Source organism: Hydrogenophaga flava NBRC 102514 (genome assembly GCF_001571145.1).
In the GTDB taxonomy this organism is placed as follows: Bacteria; Pseudomonadota; Gammaproteobacteria; order Burkholderiales; family Burkholderiaceae_C; genus Hydrogenophaga; species Hydrogenophaga flava.
In genome coordinates, this window is record NZ_BCTF01000003.1 from 229,106 (window position 1) to 242,711 (window position 13,606).

The 13,606-nt window shown below is 66.8% G+C and carries 12 protein-coding genes and 2 tRNA genes; 9 read left to right on the forward strand and 5 right to left on the reverse strand.

Going from position 1 to position 13,606, the window contains the following annotated elements; translation table 11 throughout:
- The first annotated feature begins 11 nt into the window (after window positions 1-11).
- Entirely contained in the window at window positions 12-752 is a 741-nt protein-coding gene (locus HFL01S_RS04425) for a YoaK family protein (protein WP_066255233.1), read from the forward strand.
- Window positions 753-767: 15 nt separating this feature from the next.
- On the opposite strand, the gene bamE is transcribed toward HFL01S_RS04425, so the two are convergent.
- Window positions 768-1,274 carry an outer membrane protein assembly factor BamE domain-containing protein gene (gene bamE / locus HFL01S_RS04430; protein WP_066255235.1) on the reverse strand — a complete coding sequence of 169 codons (507 nt, stop codon included), beginning with the start codon at window positions 1,272-1,274 and terminating at the stop codon, window positions 768-770.
- A gap of 95 nt (window positions 1,275-1,369) precedes the next feature.
- Between bamE and HFL01S_RS04435 the strand changes: the two genes are divergently transcribed.
- From HFL01S_RS04435 to HFL01S_RS04455, 5 genes are read left to right on the forward strand one after another with little or no spacing between them, the layout of a single operon-like run.
- On the forward strand, window positions 1,370-3,034 hold the full coding sequence (locus tag HFL01S_RS04435) for a SulP family inorganic anion transporter (protein ID WP_066255237.1): 1,665 nt from the start codon (window positions 1,370-1,372) through the stop codon (window positions 3,032-3,034).
- 60 nt (window positions 3,035-3,094) lie between these two features.
- On the forward strand, window positions 3,095-3,307 hold the full coding sequence (locus HFL01S_RS04440; RefSeq protein WP_066255241.1) for a DUF3460 family protein: 213 nt from the start codon (window positions 3,095-3,097) through the stop codon (window positions 3,305-3,307).
- 22 nt (window positions 3,308-3,329) lie between these two features.
- Complete coding sequence (locus HFL01S_RS04445) at window positions 3,330-4,184, forward strand: segregation and condensation protein A (RefSeq protein ID WP_066255246.1); 855 nt, start codon at window positions 3,330-3,332, stop codon at window positions 4,182-4,184.
- A complete protein-coding gene (gene nadB / locus HFL01S_RS04450) occupies window positions 4,181-5,782 on the forward strand; it encodes an L-aspartate oxidase (RefSeq protein WP_066255249.1) in 1,602 nt (533 codons plus the stop codon). The genes HFL01S_RS04445 and nadB overlap by 4 nt, the downstream gene beginning before the upstream one ends.
- A gap of 48 nt (window positions 5,783-5,830) precedes the next feature.
- Window positions 5,831-8,083: a RelA/SpoT family protein gene (locus HFL01S_RS04455; RefSeq protein ID WP_084383084.1), complete on the forward strand. Its 2,253-nt coding sequence runs from the start codon at window positions 5,831-5,833 to the stop codon at window positions 8,081-8,083.
- Window positions 8,084-8,093: 10 nt separating this feature from the next.
- On the opposite strand, the gene greB is transcribed toward HFL01S_RS04455, so the two are convergent.
- The 4 genes from greB to hrcA form a co-directional block, all read right to left on the reverse strand.
- Window positions 8,094-8,726, reverse strand: coding sequence for a transcription elongation factor GreB (greB, locus tag HFL01S_RS04460; RefSeq protein WP_084383085.1), 633 nt, complete (start codon window positions 8,724-8,726; stop codon window positions 8,094-8,096).
- 1 nt (window position 8,727) lies between these two features.
- A tRNA-Arg gene (locus HFL01S_RS04465) sits at window positions 8,728-8,804 on the reverse strand.
- Window positions 8,805-8,832: 28 nt separating this feature from the next.
- Window positions 8,833-8,909 (reverse strand) — tRNA-Ile (locus tag HFL01S_RS04470).
- A 37-nt stretch (window positions 8,910-8,946) separates the two neighbouring features.
- Complete coding sequence (hrcA, locus tag HFL01S_RS04475) at window positions 8,947-9,966, reverse strand: heat-inducible transcriptional repressor HrcA (RefSeq protein WP_066255251.1); 1,020 nt, start codon at window positions 9,964-9,966, stop codon at window positions 8,947-8,949.
- A 97-nt stretch (window positions 9,967-10,063) separates the two neighbouring features.
- On the opposite strand from hrcA, the gene HFL01S_RS04480 reads away from it, so the two are divergent.
- The 3 genes from HFL01S_RS04480 to rapZ are packed head-to-tail and all read left to right on the forward strand — an operon-like array spanning window position 10,064 to window position 13,606.
- A complete protein-coding gene (locus tag HFL01S_RS04480) occupies window positions 10,064-10,981 on the forward strand; it encodes an NAD kinase (protein ID WP_066255254.1) in 918 nt (305 codons plus the stop codon).
- Between the two features lie 43 nt (window positions 10,982-11,024).
- The gene (gene recN, locus HFL01S_RS04485; protein WP_066255257.1) at window positions 11,025-12,671 is read left to right on the forward strand and encodes a DNA repair protein RecN; all 1,647 of its coding nucleotides are present in this window, start codon (window positions 11,025-11,027) and stop codon (window positions 12,669-12,671) included.
- Window positions 12,668-13,606 carry an RNase adapter RapZ gene (gene rapZ, locus HFL01S_RS04490; RefSeq protein WP_066255260.1) on the forward strand — a complete coding sequence of 313 codons (939 nt, stop codon included), beginning with the start codon at window positions 12,668-12,670 and terminating at the stop codon, window positions 13,604-13,606. Before recN ends, rapZ begins: the two co-directional genes overlap by 4 nt.

A 13,606-nucleotide genomic window follows, 5' to 3' on the forward strand; every position in this document is an offset into this window, starting at 1 on the left:
GGCCACCGCACGTGTTCGCCCCCATCCGAGGCTTCACCGCCCTGCAGCGCACGCCGCAGGCCGACCTGAAGCTGGGCACGGTGCTGGCCTTCGTGGCCGGCGCCGCCAACGCGGGCGGCTTCCTGGCCGTGGGCCAGTACACCTCGCACATGACGGGCATGCTCTCGGCGCTGGCCGACAACCTGGTGCTCGGGCAGTTCGTACTGGTGGGTGCAGGACTGGTCTCGGTGCTCGCCTTCATGCTGGGCGCCATGAGCACCGCCTGGATCGTCAACTGGGGCATGCGCCTGCAGCTGCGCAGCGCCTACGGTCTGCCGCTGCTGCTGGAAGCCGTGCTGTTGCTGGTGTTCGGCCTGTTCGGCGCCGTCATGAGCCTGTGGCACACCGTGTTCCTGCCGGTCACCGTGGTGCTGCTCTGCTACATCATGGGCCTGCAGAACGCGGTCATCACCAAGATTTCGCAGGCCCGCATCCGCACCACCCATGTGACCGGACTGGTCACCGACCTGGGTATCGAACTGGGCAAGCTGCTCTACGTGAACCGCCACCCGGACATGCAACCGGTGCGGGCCGACCGCGAGCGCCTGCGGGTGCATGCCCAGCTGGTCCTCAGCTTCCTGATTGGCGGTATTGCAGGCGCCCTGGGCTTCAAGCACCTGGGCTACATCAGCACCCTGCCGCTGGCACTTGCACTGCTGCTGCTGGTGCTGCGCCCCCTGCTGGACGACTGGCAGCACCTGCGCGCCGGCTGAAACGCCGGGACCTTCTCAGCGGGCCCGGTCCAGTTCGGGGTCTCGCACCGACAAAGTCGAGATCACACGCAGGTCCGGGCTGAAGATGACGGTGAACAGCTGGCTGTCACTTTCGTTCGGTCCGTCACGCCATCGCCAGTCGTAGTGGACCTCCTTCTTGAGGGCGTACTCGGTCACCTTCATCGGTTTGCCCAGCAGCTTGCGCACGTCTTCCATGGCCATGCCAGGCCGGATCTCGGCGAAGGTCCCCGGGTTGAGCACCTGCCGCAGGGCCGCCATCTTGCCGTCCGGGCCGATGGTGATCTGGTAGTTCTGGTAGCCCTCGGGCTGGCGGTTGTATTCGTAGATCTGGGCGCCATCCGGCCCGTCCCAAACCGCCTCGGGCGCCCCGAACTTCTCGCGCACATCGGCCTCGGTCGAGACACCCTCCTCCAGTTCGCTGATGGCGCGCTGGTCGCAGGCCGTCAGCAGCACCGCCCCCAGCAGGAGGCATCCCAAGCGGTTGAACATCTGTGAGGTCATGGGTCGCACCGGGAAGGTCAAAAATTCAGTGTATACCCTGACATCACCACCCCATGCACCATGGCGCGGGGGTATGCAAACGGTAACATCTGACGATGCTGAACAACCTGCCCCCGCTGGCGCCGTTCCGGCCCCGCCTGTTCCAGGACATCCGCGGCTACAACAGCGAAAAGCTGGTGCGCGACATGGGGGCCGGCGCCACGGTCGGCATCGTGGCGCTGCCACTGGCCATGGCGTTTGCCATCGCCAGCGGCCTCAAGCCGGAGGCCGGCCTGTGGACGGCCATCATCGCCGGCTTCCTCATTTCCGCCCTGGGCGGCACCTCGGTGCAGATCGGCGGTCCGGCCGGCGCCTTCATCGTCATCGTCTACGGCATCGTCGAGCGCTACGGCGTGGCCAACCTGCTGATCGCCACCGCCAGTGCCGGCGTGCTGCTGTTCCTGCTGGGTCTCTTCCGCCTCGGCACCCTGGTGCGCTACGTGCCGGTCAGCGTGGTGATCGGCTTCACCAACGGCATCGCGGTGCTGATCGCGCTCTCGCAGGTGCGCGACTGGCTCGGGCTGGACATCGCCAAGATGCCGGGCGATTTCTTCGGCCAGATCGCCACCATCGCCCAGCACTTGGGCAGCTTCAATCCCTACGCCTGCCTGCTGGGCGTGCTGTGCGTGGTGGGCCTGTTCATCTGGCCGCGGCTGTGGGCGGTGGACTCGCAGTTCCGGCGCCAGCTGGAGCAGGTGGACACCATCAGCGCGCTCAAGGCCACCTCGCGGCTGCCGGCGCCGGTGGTGGCGCTGGTGACGCTGACGCTGCTGGCCTGGCTGCTGCAGATGCCGGTCGAGACCATCGGCTCCCGCTTCGGTGGCATCCCGCAGGGCCTGCCGACCTTCGAACTGCCCGACTTCAGCTGGCAGACCGTGAAGCTCCTGGTGACGCCCACGCTCACCATCGCGCTGTTAGGCGCGATCGAGTCGCTGCTCTGCGCCCGCGTCGCCGACCAGCTCGGTGACACCCCCAAGCACGACCCCAATCAGGAGCTCATGGCGCAAGGGGTAGCGAACTTCGCCGTGCCCTTCTTCGGCGGCATGCCAGCCACCGGCACCATCGCGCGCACGGTGACGAACATCCGCGCAGGGGCGGTGTCGCCGGTCGCGGGCATTGTGCACGCGGGCACGCTGGCCGCCGTGGTCCTGATCGCCGCACCGCTGGCGCAGCACATCCCGCTGGCGGTGCTGGCCGGCGTGCTGCTGTTCGTGGCCTGGAACATGGGCGAGTGGCGCGAGTTCGGTCGCCTCAAGCAGTTCACCAACCACTACCGCCTCATGATGGTCTCCACCTTCCTGGTGACCATCGTGTTCGACCTCACCGTGGCCGTGGAACTGGGCTTGGTGCTGGCCTGCCTGCTGTTCGTGAGGCGCCAGAGCGATATCTTCCGCGCCGACCCGGTGCCCCAGCAGCACCCCGGGCAGCTCCACTTCAGGCTCTATGGCTCGCTGTTCTTCGGGGCCGTCGCCAAGATCGACCCCATCGTGGCTTCGGTCGAGCGGGCGCCGGCGGGCTTGGCGGTGACACTGGACGCCAGCCGGCTGATCTCCCTGGACACCACCGGCCTGGATGCACTGGAACAGTTGCACAAGGCCATCCTCAAGCGCGGAGGCACCCTGGAACTGACCGAGCTGAATCCGCAACCGCAATCGCTGATCGAACGCTCCGGCTTCGGCGCCCGGCTGCGGGGCGAGGCTGCCGACCGGCACGCCGGATGAAACGGGCCGACCGGTAAAATCGCGGGTTTTCCGCTGACCGGCGCCCTGCGCCTTCTTGCCATGAGCATTTTCGGCCGCCCCCACTACACCTCCGACACCACACAGTTCATCGACCAGCTCAAGTCCAGCCGGCCCGAGATCGAGCAGGGTCAGCTTCAAGGGCGTTCGCTTCTGTGGGACAAGCAGGTCGACCGCGACCTGCTCGCCCAGGCGCAGGCCGCGCGCGTGCCGCAGCAGCCCTACGTCTACCAGACCCAGCCCGATCCGCACTGAGCCATTCCGTCCCGAGCCTGCGATGAGCAACGAGGCCGGCGCACTCGATGCGCCCCCGGAGGGTCTGGATGCCGTGCTGCCCGACGTGGTCGACCAGGTGGCGCTGGCGCGCCTGTACGGTGAGCCGCTGTTCGACCTGCCGCGCGACCTGTACATCCCGCCAGACGCCTTGCAGGTCTTCCTCGAAGCCTTCGAGGGCCCGCTGGACTTGCTGCTCTACCTGATCCGCAAGCAGAACTTCAACATCCTCGACATCCCGATGGCGGCGGTGACCCGCCAGTACCTGAGCTACGTCGACGAGATCCGCGCCAGCAACCTCGAACTGGCGGCCGAGTACCTGCTGATGGCGGCCATGCTGATCGAGATCAAGTCGCGCATGCTGCTGCCGCCCAAGAAGACGGCCGAGGGCGAAGAAGCCGAAGACCCGCGCGCCGAGCTGGTGCGCCGGCTGCTCGAATACGAACAGATGAAGCTGGCCGCCCAGCGCCTGGCCGAGGTGCCGCAGTACGGCCGCGACTTCCTGCGCGCCCAGGTGTACGTCGAGCAGGCGCTGCAACCGCGCTTCCCCGATGTCACTGCCCTCGACCTGCAGTCGGCCTGGCGCGACATCATGAAACGCGCCAAGCTGGTCCAGCACCACAAGATCAGCCGCGAGGAGCTCTCGGTGCGCGAGCACATGAGCATCGTGCTGCGCCATCTACAGGGCCGCAAGTTCGTCGAGTTCGGCGAACTGTTCGACACCACCCGCGGCCCGCAGGTCATGGTCGTCACCTTCATCGCCATGCTCGAACTGGCCAAGGAAACGCTGATCGAGCTGACCCAGGCCGAGGCCTTCGCGCCGATCTACGTGCGCCTGGCCTACACCCCAGCATCATGACCACCCATACTTTTGACGTCCTCATCATCGGCAGCGGACTGGCCGGCCTGACCGCCGCCCTCAAGCTGGCCCCCACCCACCGTGTGGCCGTGGTGACCAAGCGCGGCATCTCCGACGGCTCCAGCAACTGGGCCCAGGGCGGCATTGCCGCCGTGCTGGCAGAGGGCGACAGCTACGCCTCGCACGTGGACGACACCCTGGTGGCCGGCGCCGGACTGTGCGACCTGGAAGCCACCCAGTTCACGGTCGAGAACGCTCCGGCGGCCATCGCATGGCTGCAGGAACTGGGCGTTCCCTTCTCCACCGAAAACGGCGAGCTGCACCTGACCCGCGAGGGCGGCCACACCCACCGTCGCATTGTGCACGCCACCGATGCCACTGGTGCCGCCGTCCAGGCCACATTGAGCAGCCTGGCCCGCAAGACCCCCGGTATCACGTTCTTCGAGAACCACATGCTGGTGGACCTGATCACCGATGCCAAGCTGCCCGGACACCAGCCCGGCAACAGTGCCCAGCGCTGTCACGGCGCCTATGTGCTGGACGTGGACCGCGACGAGGTCGAGACCTTCGCGGCACCGCACACCATCCTGGCCACCGGCGGCGCGGGCAAGGTCTATCTGTACACCACCAACCCCGACACCGCCACCGGCGACGGCATTGCCGCCGGCTGGCGAGCGGGCTGCCGGGTCGGCAACATGGAATTCATCCAGTTCCACCCGACCTGCCTATACCACCCGCACGTCAAGAACTTCCTCATCACTGAGGCGGTGCGCGGTGAGGGCGGCCAGCTCAAGCTGCCGGCGCACCTGGGCGGCCACCGCTTCATGCCCGACCACGACCCGCGCGCCGAGCTGGCGCCGCGCGACATCGTGGCACGTGCCATCGACTACGAGATGAAGAAGCACGGCCTGGACTGCGTGCACCTGGACATCTCGCACAAGAGCCCGGAGTTCCTGAAGGAGCATTTCCCCAACATCCTGGCGCGCTGCGCCGAGCTGGGCATCGACATCACGAAAGAGCCGATCCCCGTCGTACCGGCCGCGCACTACACCTGCGGCGGCGTGGTGACCGATCTGGCTGGCCGCACCGACATCGATGGCCTGTACGCGGTGGGAGAGACCACCTGCACCGGCCTGCACGGCGCCAACCGCCTCGCCAGCAATTCGCTGGTCGAGTGCATGGTGTTCGCCCAGGCTGCGGTCAAGGCCATCCACACCGCCACCACGGCGCCACGGCCCGAGATTCCGCTGTGGGATGCCAGCCGCGTCAAGGACGCCGACGAACAGGTGGTGATCTCGCACAACTGGGACGAGCTGCGCCGCTTCATGTGGGACTATGTGGGCATTGTGCGCACCAACAAGCGGCTGGAACGTGCGGCCCACCGGATCGCCCTGCTGCAGGGCGAAATCCAGGAGTTCTACGCCCAGTTCCACGTCACGCGTGACCTGCTGGAGTTGCGCAACCTGGTCCAGGTGGCCGACCTGATCGTGATGTCGGCCATGCTGCGCAGGGAAAGCCGCGGCCTGCACTACAGCCGCGACTACCCGGAAAAGCTCCCGGAAGCCCGCCCGACCATCCTCGTGCCCCCCGCGCGCTGATCTCCCGCACCGGCGGTGGTGGCGTGCGTCTCGCGCTACAGTAAGGGGATGATCACCAACGCCGACCCCGGCAGCCTCGCCCCGCCTGCACCACAGGCCCATCCCGCCGCCAGCGCAGCGGCGGCGAGCTTTGCAGCGCTGCTGGGTCGGCTGGACTACCTGGGTGCGGCCGACATCGAGGCCATCCGGCGCGCGTACCGATTCGCCGACGAGGCCCACCTGGGCCAGCTGCGCAAGAACGGCGACCCCTACATCACCCATCCCATCGCGGTCGCGGCCCAGTGCGCCGAGTGGAAGCTGGATGCCCAGGCGCTGATGGCGGCCCTGATGCACGACGCGATGGAAGACTGCGGCGTGAGCAAGGTCGAACTCGTCGAACGCTTCGGCGCTCCGGTCGCGGACCTGGTCGACGGCCTGACCAAGCTGGAGAAGCTGGCCTTCGACACCCGCGAGCAGAACCAGGCCGAGTCCTTCCGCAAGATGCTGCTGGCGATGGCCAAGGACGTGCGGGTGATCCTGATCAAGCTCGCCGACCGCACCCACAACATGCGCACCATGGGCGACATGCCGCGCAACAAGTGGCAGCGCATCAGCAGCGAGACGCTGGAGATCTACGCCCCGATCGCCCACCGCCTCGGTCTGAACTTCACTTACCGCGAGCTGCAGGACCTGTCGTTCCGCTTCCTGCACCCCTGGCGCTACGAGGTGCTGTCCAAGGCGCTGAACAAATCCCGCAACCGCCGCAAGGACCTCATCGCCCGCGTGCAGAAAGAGGTGGAAGGCGCGTTTGCCCGCCACGGCATGCAGGTGCGCATCGTCGGCCGGGAAAAGACGCTCTATTCCGTCTACCGCAAGATGGACAGCAAGCACCTGTCTTTCTCGCAGGTCACCGACATCTACGGTTTCCGCATCGTGGTGCCCGAGCTGACCGACTGCTACACCGGCATGGGCCTGCTGCACCAGCTCTACAAACCGGTGCCCGGCAAGTTCCGCGACTACGTGGCCATTCCCAAGGTCAACGGCTATCAGTCGCTGCACACCACCCTGATCGGCCCCTTCGGCACCAACATCGAGTTCCAGCTGCGCACCCACGCGATGGACGTGGTGGCCGAGTCTGGCGTCGCCGCCCACTGGCTGTACAAGGCCAACGAGCCCAACAGCGACACCACCCAGCGCCTGGGCACACAGTGGTTGCAGTCCCTGCTGGACATCCAGCAGGAAACGCACGATGCCAGCGAGTTCTGGGATCACATCAAGATCGACCTGTTTCCCGACGCGGTCTATGTGTTCACGCCCCAGAGCAAGATCCTCGCGCTGCCGCGGGGTGCCACGGTGATGGACTTCGCCTACGCCATCCACAGCGGCGTGGGCAACCGCGCCGTGGGTGCCCGCATCAACGGCGAACAGCGCCCGCTGCGCACCGAACTCGCCAACGGCGACGTGGTGGAGATTCTCACCAGCGAGTCCGCCGAGCCCAACCCGGCCTGGCTGTCCTTCGTCAAGACCGGTCGCGCGCGCTCCAAGATCCGGCACCACCTCAAGACGCTGGCACAGGAAAAGACACATCTGCTTGGTGAGCGCATGCTGGCGCAGGCACTGCGCTCCGAAGGCATCGCCCAACTCCCCGATGCCAGTGGCGAGCACAAGGCCACCTGGGACAAGCTGTTGCGCTTCACCGGCACCAAGTCGCGCGAGGAACTGCTGTCAGACATCGGCATGGGCAAGCGCATCGCCAGCATGGTGGGCAAGAAGCTCGCCGTGCTGCTGGCCGAAACCGGGCTCAAACCCGACGCGGTGCTCATCAGCACCGAGCGCTACGCCACCGGTGAGGACGGATCGGTTTCCCAGGGGGTCGTCAGTCTGGATGGCAGCGAAGGCCTGTCGGTCCAGTTCGCGCGCTGCTGCCAGCCGATCCCGGGCGACCGCATCGTGGGCTATCTCGGCCGTGGCGAGGGGCTGACGGTGCACACCGAAGACTGCCCCACTGGCAAGCGCCTGCTGGCGCGCGACGGTGAGCGCTTCCTGCAGGTCGAGTGGGCCGATGAGCCGACGCGTCCGTTCGACACCACCGTGGTGGTCACGGTCACCAACGGCAAGGGGGTTCTGGCTCGCGTGGCCTCCGCCATCGCCTCGGCCGAGGCGGACATCACCCACGTGGACATGGGCGACGAGCCCGCACAGACAGCCACCGACATCCGCTTCTCCGTGGCCGTGCGCGACCGGGTGCACCTTGCCGAAGTGCTGCGCAGCCTCAAGCGGACCACCTCGGTGATCAAGGCGCAGCGGTTCCGCGCCAGCTGACTGGCAAGCGTCAGGCCCCGGGCGCGGGATAGCTGACCGAGAGGATTTCCAGTTCCTGGCTTCCGCCGGGGACCACCAGCCGGACCAGATCGCCCACGCGCGCCTTCAGCAGAGCCCGGGCCACCGGGGACACCCAGCTGATCTCGCCGCGGGCGCTGTCAGCCTCGTCCACGCCGAGTATGGTCACCGTGGTCTCCTTGCCCTCATCGTCCGTATAGATCACGGTGGCACCGAAGAACACCTGGTCGCCACCATGGTGCTGCGAGCAGTCCACCACCTCGGCGATCTCAAGCCGGCGCGTGAGAAAGCGGATACGGCGGTCGATTTCACGCAGGCGCTTCTTGCCATAAAGATAGTCCCCGTTCTCGGACCGGTCTCCGTTGCTGGCGGCCCAGTGAACAATCTCGACGATGCGGGGCCGCTCGTCGTCGATCAGCGCCATCAGCTCGGTCCGCAGCCGGTCGTAACCCGCCCGGGTGATGTAGTTCACCCCGGTCGGCAGCACCGCCGGTTCGGGCAGGTCGTCGTCTGCGTCGGAGTCGGTTTCGCGGGTGAATGCTTTGCTCATGAAAGAACGGCCCGGGAAGAACGTTTCGGAGCGGAAAAGAAAAAAGCCCGCAGCTTGTGACTGCGGGCTTTTCATTTGGTGCGGCTGGCAGGAATCGAACCCACGGCCCCTTGGTTCGTAGCCAAGTACTCTATCCAGCTGAGCTACAGCCGCGAAGACATGCATTGTAGCACGGTTTTTTTGGTAGGCCGTGTTGGGCTTGAACCAACGACCAAAGGATTATGAGTCCTCTGCTCTGACCAACTGAGCTAACGGCCCGATGAGGCCCGCATTGTAGGCGGCCGCCATGCCCCTCTCACTTGTGGCTCAGGGCGTTGCTCACCAGCTTGGCGGTCACGTCGACGATCTGGATCATGCGGTCGTAGGGCATGCGCTGCGGACCGATGACGCCCAGCGTGCCCACCACCTGGCCGTCCACCTCGTAGGGCGCGGTGACCACCGACAGGTCTTCAAACGGCACGACATGGCTTTCACCACCGATGTAGATGCGCACGCCATCGGCCTGCGAGGACACGTCGAGCAGGCGGATCAGCTGGGTCTTCTGCTCAAACAGATCGAACAGCTGGCGAAGGTGCCCCATGTCGCTGGAAAACTCGCTGACCGACAGCAGGTTGCGCTCGCCCGAGACCACCACCTCCTCGCGCTCGGTGCTCGCATCCGCCCCGATGTCCACGGCGGCCTGCATCAGCGCCGCGATCTCGCCCCGCAAGGCCTCAACCTCGTTGCGCAGCCGCGCCCGCACCTCTTCCATCGTCAACCCGGCGTAGTGGGCGTTGAGGAAGTTGGCCGCCTCCAGCAACTGAGACTGGGTGAAGTTCGCCTGGGTGTGAATGATCCGGTTCTGCACATCCCCGTCCGGCGACACTAGGATCACCAGCACACGGCGCTCCGACAGGCTCAGGAATTCGATGTGCCGGAACACCGAAGCGCGCCGCGGCGCCATGACCACGCCCACATATTGCGACAGGCTGGAGAGCATCTGGGCGGCGTGGCTGATGACGCGCTGTGGCTGGGCGCCCGCCTCGATGCCGGTGGCGCCGATGTTCTCCGCACCCGAAAGGTCTTCGCGCCGCACGGTGAGCATCGTGTCCACGAACAGCCGGTAGCCCCGCGCGGTGGGGATGCGCCCGGCCGAGGTGCGGGGGCTTGCGATTAGCCCCAACTCCTCCAGGTCGCTCATCACGTTGCGAATGGTCGCCGGGGAGAGCTCCATCCCGGCCGCCTTGGCCAGCGTGCGGGAACCGACGGGCTGGCCGTCGGCGATGTAGCGCTCGACCAGTGTCTTGAGCAGAAGTTTGGATCGGTCGTCCAGCATGGCCTCATTTTACGGACGGTGTCACCCGAAAACAGGAAATGAGAGCAAGGGTTTACGGGGGGCCGGCGTCCCTTGCCCCCTATGTTGTAATTTGTGCATGACCCAGCCAGACACCAGCCGCCATGCGGCCCCTGCGCCCAAGCGCCGCCTGCGATTCGCCCACGTGGCCATCGTCGGCAAGTACCAGGCACCGGGCTCTCGCAAGGTGGTCGAGACACTGGCCGAGTTCCTGCACGACGAAGGCTGCGACGTCTCGCTGGAGAAGGACACCGCGCTCAACACCGGCCTGCTTCAATACCCCGCACTGGACGTGCCGGCCATGGGTCAGTCGATCGATCTCGCGCTGGTGCTGGGCGGCGACGGCACCATGCTGGGCATCGGCCGGCAACTGGCCCGCTATGGCGTGCCACTGGTAGGCATCAACCAGGGCCGCCTGGGTTTCATCACCGACATTCCACTGGGTGCCTACCAGGAGAACCTGCGGGCCATCCTGCGCGGCGAGTTCGAGGAAGACCACCGCTCGCTGATGGCGGCCAGCGTCTGGCGCGACGGCCGCTGCGTGTTCGAGGCCACCGCCCTGAACGATGTGGTCGTCAACCGGGGCGGCGTGGCCAGCATGATCGAGCTGCGGGTGGAGGTGGACGGCCATTTCGTGGCCAACCAGCGCGCCGACGGCCTGATCATCGCCACCTCCACCGGGTCCACCGCCTACGCGCTGTCGGCCGGTGGCCCGCTGCTGCACCCTTCAGTGGGCGGATGGATCATGGTGCCGATCGCACCCCACACGTTGTCCAACCGCCCCATCGTGCTGCCCTCGCACTGCGAGGTGGCGGTCGAGATCGTCTCAGGCAAGGACGCCAGCGCCAACTTCGACATGCAGTCGCTCACCAGCCTGCTGCACGGTGACCGCATCGTCGTGCGCCGCTCGGAACACACGCTGCGACTGCTGCATCCGTTGGGCTGGAGCTACTTCGACACCCTGCGCAAGAAGCTGCACTGGAACGAGGGCGCCTGAGAGCGGTCAAAATAGCCGCCTTCCTTTCGTTTGTTCCGAAGCCATGAGCCTCCGACGCATCGTCTTGCGTGACTTCGTCATCGTTCCCTCGCTGGACCTCGATCTGGACCAGGGCTTCAACGTGCTGACCGGCGAAACCGGAGCCGGCAAGTCGATCCTCATCGACGCCTTGCAGCTGGCGCTCGGTGCGCGCGCCGACAGCGGCGTCGTGCGCGAAGGCGCCACGCGCTGCGAGATCGCGGCTGAATTCGACCTGCCCGCTTCCCTGCGGCCGTGGCTGGACGAACAGGGCTATGCCACAGGCGAAGACGGCTTGCTGCTGCGCCGCACCGTCGACACCGACGGGCGCAGCCGCGGCTGGATCAACGGCAGCGCGGCCACCATGGCCCAGCTCAAGGCCCTGGCCGATCACCTGGTCGACATCCACGGTCAGCACGCCTGGCAGAGCCTGACGCGCGCCGATGCCGTGGGCGGCCTGCTGGATGCATACGCAGGGGTCGACACCTCGGCGGCTTCCACTCTCTGGGCCGACTGGCGCCAGGCCCGCAAGGCGCTGGAGAATGCGGCCGAGCGCCAGAACACACTGCAGCAGGAAAGCGAGCGGCTGGCCTGGCAGATCGGCGAGCTCGACAAGCTGCAGCCACAAGCGGGCGAGTGGGAAGACATCAACGCACAGCACAGCCGCCTGGCCAATGTGCAGGGCCTGATGGACGCCGCACGCGAGGCCGCTGCGGTGCTGGACGATGAGGACAGCAGTGCCGCGTCGCTGATCCACCGGGCGCTGTCCGCACTGCAGGCACAGGCCCACCTGGAACCGGCGTTCAACGACGCCATCGAAGCACTGCAGGCGGCCCTGGCCCAGGTGCAGGACACGGTGCACAGCCTGCACCACTACGCACGCCACGCCGATCTGGACCCCTCGGGGCTGGAGGCGCTGGATCAGCGCCTGTCGCAATGGATGTCGCTGGCCCGCCGCTACCGTCGGCCGCCCGAAGAACTGGCCGAGCTGCTCGCGGGCTGGAAGAAGGAGCTCGAAAGCATCGACCAGGCCATGGATATGGACGCCCTGCGCGCCGCGGAACGCAAGGCTTGGGGTACGTTTGAGGTTGAAATCAAGCGCCTGGGCAAGCTGCGCCAGCAGGCAGCGCCCAAGCTGTCCCGCGCCGTCACCGAGGCCATGCAGACCCTGGGCATGCAGGGAGGCCGCTTCGAGGTGGGCCTTACAAAGCTGGAGGAGCCGCAGGCACATGGCTGGGAGCAGGTGGAGTTCCTGGTGGCGGGTCATGCCGGCGTGAGCCCTCGCCCGGTCGGCAAGGTGGCCTCGGGCGGAGAGCTCTCGCGCATTGCCCTGGCGATCTCGGTGGTCACCAGCCGGCTGGGACAGGCCCCGACCCTGATCTTTGACGAGGTCGACTCGGGCATCGGTGGTGCCGTGGCGCACACCGTGGGGCAACTGCTGCGCCAGCTCGGCCGCGACCGCCAGGTGCTCGCCGTCACCCACCTGCCCCAGGTCGCTGCCTGCGGGGACCACCACCTGTTGGTGAGCAAGCGCCGGAGCGGCTCGGTCACGCACAGCACCGTCACCCCGATCACTGACGAACAGCGCGTGAGCGAACTGGCAAGGATGCTCGGTGGCAACGACCGTTCGGAAGTCTCGCTGGCGCACGCCCGGGAACTGCTGACCGCATGAACACGCCAGACCCCGCCCAGCCCCTCAAGCCGATCGAGCTGGTGCTGATCACTGGTATGTCTGGCTCGGGCAAGTCGATCGCCCTGACCGCGCTGGAAGACCTCGGCTACTACTGCGTCGACAACCTGCCGCCCGAGCTGCTGGCCTCATTCATCGCCCTGGAACAAAGCCACCGCGCCAGCAAGGTGGCGATTGCAATGGACGTGCGAAGCGCCGCGTCGTTGCCCGGACTGCCCGCGCGCCTGGCCGAGATACGGCACCAGCCCGGACAGGATGTCCACCTCACCACGGTCTTCCTGGACGCCACCACCGACACGCTGGTGCGGCGTTTCTCCGAAACGCGCCGCCGCCACCCGCTCTCGCTCAAGCCTTCCAACGACGAGCACCGTGCGCTCACGGACGCCATCGAATACGAGCGCGAACTGCTGTCGGAACTGCGCGACCGCGCCCAGGTGCTCGACACCAGCCTGATCCGCCCAGCGCAGCTGCGCAGCCACATCAAGGAGCTGATCGGCGCCCAGCAGGCCCCGCTCACCCTGGTGTTCGAGTCGTTTGCCTTCAAGCGCGGCATTCCGATGGACGCCGACTTCGTGTTCGATGTCCGCATGCTGCCCAACCCGCACTACGAACCCGACCTGCGCCCGCTCACCGGACGGGACGGACCGGTGGCCGAGTTCCTGGCTCGCCATGCCGAGGTGGAGGTGATGCAGGAGCAGATCGACACATTCCTGCGCCATTGGCTGCCGCACATGCTGGACGATCACCGCAGCTACGTCACCGTGGCCATCGGATGCACGGGTGGACAGCATCGGTCGGTCTACCTCGTGGAGCGCCTGGCCAAGGCGTTTTCCAGCGCCTGGTCCACGCGGTTGCGCCACCGCGAGATCGATGGCTGGCCGACGCCACCGGCCCGATCGGCCTCCGTCGGACCCTGA